Source organism: Kluyvera cryocrescens NBRC 102467 (assembly GCF_001571285.1).
Lineage (GTDB): Bacteria > Pseudomonadota > Gammaproteobacteria > Enterobacterales > Enterobacteriaceae > Kluyvera > Kluyvera cryocrescens.
In genome coordinates, this window is sequence record NZ_BCTM01000072.1 from 1 (window position 1) to 3,575 (window position 3,575).

Sequence of the window (3,575 nt, forward strand, 5' to 3'; positions counted from 1 at the left end):
ATCCGGTAACTATCATCTTGAGTCCAACCCGGAAAGACACGACAAAACGCCACTGGCAGCAGCCACTGGTAAAGGATGTACAAGATATTACTGATGCAGAGTTCTTGAACTCTCAGCCCAACTACGGCTAAACTGAAAGGACAAATTTGGTGGCAGCGGTCTTGTACACCCTGTTACCACGGTTCATAAACTTGCCGGTTTAATGAACCTTCGAAAAACCACCTTGCCGGGTGGTTTTTTCGTTTTCAGGCAAGAGATTACTCGTAGAAAAAAAGGATCTCAAGAAGATCCTTTTTGGTTTGAGTCCTATACAGAACTGTCCCTTCATACCGAGCTAATGAAAACCCCAAAGCAACTCAACTAATGCCCCCATCATTTATGGTTCACGGTGAACCATATTTAAGTATTCACCAATACCAAAACGAAACAAAAAATCTATAAAAAACAATAAAATAATTAAAAACCTAATTTTTTATCTTTCTAGATAGATTTTCCTGAAGGCGTTACAACGCCTTCAGCTATTGAGATAATTGCGACAACAAAAGCTATCACGAGGGTGCAATATGTTCGAGAAAAGCGTTCGTCTGGCAGAAAGGCTTGCGAAGGTCGCGGTTGTGTTAACCAACCTTTCGCTGTCACTCTCCATATTAGGATTGGTCTATTTCATCTTTCAACATTCGGGATTGGGGTGATTATGCTGTTCTGGAAAAAAATGCCATCTCTGTGGATAGGAAATCAGATCGCTGAATTCAGCGATCTCGATACAGCAAAGGCCATAGCAGCATTAAAAATTTATCTGACATTCTGCCTATTCAGCAAAGAATCCAGCTCTGGTCGTAGAACGGTTGAACTAACCTTCAGCAACCTTTGTGAGATAGCATCATTAAGCCGATCGTTAGTTAACGAGGGGCTCAAAATTCTTTATACAAAAGGGCTGATCAAAAACATTTCCCCGACTGTACGGAAAAAGATTTATACCGTCGATGTACTCGAAGACCATGATGATGGATGGTGCAAACTTCCCTTCAAAGGGGTTGTAGATGAAGACCAAAAAATAAGTGCATTTCAATCAATGCACAACCGATACCCATTTGAACTTCTGGCTCTACAAACTTACATGTACCTTCTTTACGCCCGTGATAATTATAACGAATATACGCTGGCTAGAAAAAAGACCATATGCGAAAAACTGAGGTGCAAGCTGCCTGAGCTAAACAAAGCAATCACATATCTGGTGCATATCGGCTTACTTGATAAAGTAATAAAAAAGGCTGTTGAAAAATACCCACTCGAGCTGTTTCACGACTCGTACTATTTCTATATGACAAAAGGAGGCATCAGCGCTTTAACTTACAGAAGGCAATCAAAGTCGCTGTCTATTTCAGAAAAAGACCTGCCATTTTGACCTTTCCAACGCCTTATCCAACTACTAGTATTTACCATAACGCCTCATTACGCGCACCGCTCAGCCGGGCTGTACGCGGTTTTCCCGCCGAAGCCGCAAAACTACCTGTCTTCCTTCCTGAAAACGCCCCATAATCGCCCTGGTGCGTTTTACGGGCATGAATCGTTATGCATGCCAATGACTGGCACCACGTTACGGACGAAAAATGCCATCAATCAGACATTTTTATCCATTTCCGGTGTATCTTCTCCCGGTAGCTACACTCGTTGATGTACACATTGCGCAACCAGGACACGAGATGAAAAAGTGGCTCACCGAATTTTTCGATGATATGCGTTATATCTGGGGTGAATTCGTCCGCGAAGTAAACAGCGTCACGATAGATGACGACACGGATGCTCTGGATGCGGAATACTCGGCAGAGTGGAACGCAACGCCGGATTTGGATCCGCAAAAGGCGATAAACAACATTGATAACGTGTACACCCACGATACCCTTCACGCGAACATCTATGGCCACGGCTATGACCACTGAATATCATGCAGGAGCGCCCGGAAAACGAGTCCGGTGGGGTTCGCTGACCAGCACGGAAAAAGCATCACCCGACTTCCTGGTCGAGCGACCCGATGTGATAGAAGATCAGGCGCGATTCATCGAAGGGATAACGCCTTCGGAGTCAGGAACAGGACACCCCGCGAAAAAATAGCCAGAATCGCATCCAGAATTCATGCTTAAAAAGCCGAAAGCCTGAAACACACTAATATCCCCAAAAACCGTATCCGCGCTACACCCTAAAAACCAACAAAAACACTTATAAAACATTAAATTACAATGAGATCGTAGATAAAAAGTGTAGCGGTGAGCGCTACACTTTTTATTCCATATAAAACAATGGGATAAGATTGTTTTTTTTGATTCGCGCTACAATTCAGACAGTGGGGGTGTAGCGCCGCAAAGCCTTGCAGGACAAGGCTTTGGGAGCAGTACTGTATAGTGCGTCAGGTGTGACACGATTTTCTGGTCGTTTTCAGCCACCAGAAGACTTATCGATCAGACAGGAAACAGAAGCGGTGAACGGGCACGCAATTTATTGCGTGGCGGTGAGGCGCTGGCGGGTGTCGGGGTGCAGCCCTGACAGGGTAAACCGATTTTTTGCATGCAAAAAATCGTACTGAAAAGGCCCGTTTTTAGGAAAATTCAGCCCTTCCAGAACTGCCACCATGGCTTTGCAGGAACCTTCTGCGGGTCAGAAGCGCTCTGTTTATGCTCCAGGAGCTGCATCGCCTGTTTCAGACTATCGATATGAGAATTCTGAGCAGAAACCAGCGATTTCAGGTGTTCAACTTCCTGTTTCAACGCCCTGACCACCTGTTCATTCTCAGACAATGATGCTGTAACACGCTGTCCAGTGACCTGTTCAACAACCTGTTCATCAGGAAGACCACGTAAAGCACCAAATACACGCAATAACTCTGATGTATCTAACATTTTTGCATTTCGTTCGCCGTGACAGGTGGACAACTCACCTGCTTTAATCAACCTGTGCAGCGTGGTACGACTTTTCCCGGTAAGACGAGCTGCTTCACTGATAGATACCTGAGCCATTAGTACTTCTCCTGAAGACCATCAATCCGTGTCGTGAGGCTACGAAAAAGGTGTTCCGCATCCTCATGTAATGCTTCGCACAAGTCGGCCTCAATATCGAGATCCAGTTCGTTGAGCTTCTCGAGTAAAAGCAGAGATTGCGCCTGAATGAATTTCGCCATATTCAGTGCTGTTTTCTGTTGTTTAGTCATCACTGCGTCAGTGCTCCAGGTTATATCCGGTTCTTTTCCGCTTCCTCGACCGTTCGCTCGCTACGCTCGGTCACTTGTCTGCGGCGAGCGGACCGGTCTTTCAAAGTGACAAGTAAGATAGACGACAAGCGTAACCAAAAAACAGGACAAGGACGATAAGCTCACGCCCCTCCGGGCGTTTTTTCATAGGCTTCGCCCCCCTGACGAGCATCACAAAATATGACGTTCAAATCAGTGGTGGCGAAACCCGACAGGACTATAAAGATACCAGGCGTTTCCCCCTGGCGGCTCCCTCGTGCGCTCTCCTGTTCCTGCCTTTCGGTTTACCGGTGTCATTCCGCTGTTATGGCCGCGGTTCTCTCATTCCACGCCA

4 protein-coding genes are annotated in these 3,575 nt (G+C 46.0%); 2 read left to right on the forward strand and 2 right to left on the reverse strand.

Features of this window, described 5'->3' with window-relative positions:
* Nucleotides 1–694: 694 nt before the first annotated feature.
* Both KCR01S_RS23450 and KCR01S_RS23455 read left to right on the forward strand, forming a co-directional pair.
* Complete coding sequence (locus KCR01S_RS23450) at nt 695–1,405, forward strand: hypothetical protein (RefSeq protein ID WP_035897797.1); 711 nt, start codon at nt 695–697, stop codon at nt 1,403–1,405.
* A 298-nt stretch (nt 1,406–1,703) separates the two neighbouring features.
* Entirely contained in the window at nt 1,704–1,940 is a 237-nt protein-coding gene (locus KCR01S_RS23455; RefSeq protein WP_035897803.1) for a hypothetical protein, read from the forward strand.
* A gap of 663 nt (nt 1,941–2,603) precedes the next feature.
* On the opposite strand, the gene KCR01S_RS23460 is transcribed toward KCR01S_RS23455, so the two are convergent.
* Nucleotides 2,604–3,011, reverse strand: coding sequence for a helix-turn-helix transcriptional regulator (locus tag KCR01S_RS23460; RefSeq protein ID WP_035897801.1), 408 nt, complete (start codon nt 3,009–3,011; stop codon nt 2,604–2,606).
* A complete protein-coding gene (locus tag KCR01S_RS23465) occupies nt 3,011–3,202 on the reverse strand; it encodes a Rop family plasmid primer RNA-binding protein (protein ID WP_061285255.1) in 192 nt (63 codons plus the stop codon). Before KCR01S_RS23465 ends, KCR01S_RS23460 begins: the two co-directional genes overlap by 1 nt.
* Nucleotides 3,203–3,575: the final 373 nt, after the last annotated feature.

What these genes read in the sequence shown, in the direction of transcription:
- KCR01S_RS23450 (WP_035897797.1), top strand. Translation starts at nt 695, where the DNA reads ATGCTGTTCTGGAAAAAAATGCCATCTCTGTGGATAGGAAATCAGATC.
- KCR01S_RS23455 (WP_035897803.1), top strand. Translation starts at nt 1,704, where the DNA reads ATGAAAAAGTGGCTCACCGAATTTTTCGATGATATGCGTTATATCTGG.
- KCR01S_RS23460 (WP_035897801.1), bottom strand. Translation starts at nt 3,011, where the DNA reads ATGGCTCAGGTATCTATCAGTGAAGCAGCTCGTCTTACCGGGAAAAGT.
- KCR01S_RS23465 (WP_061285255.1), bottom strand. Translation starts at nt 3,202, where the DNA reads ATGACTAAACAACAGAAAACAGCACTGAATATGGCGAAATTCATTCAG.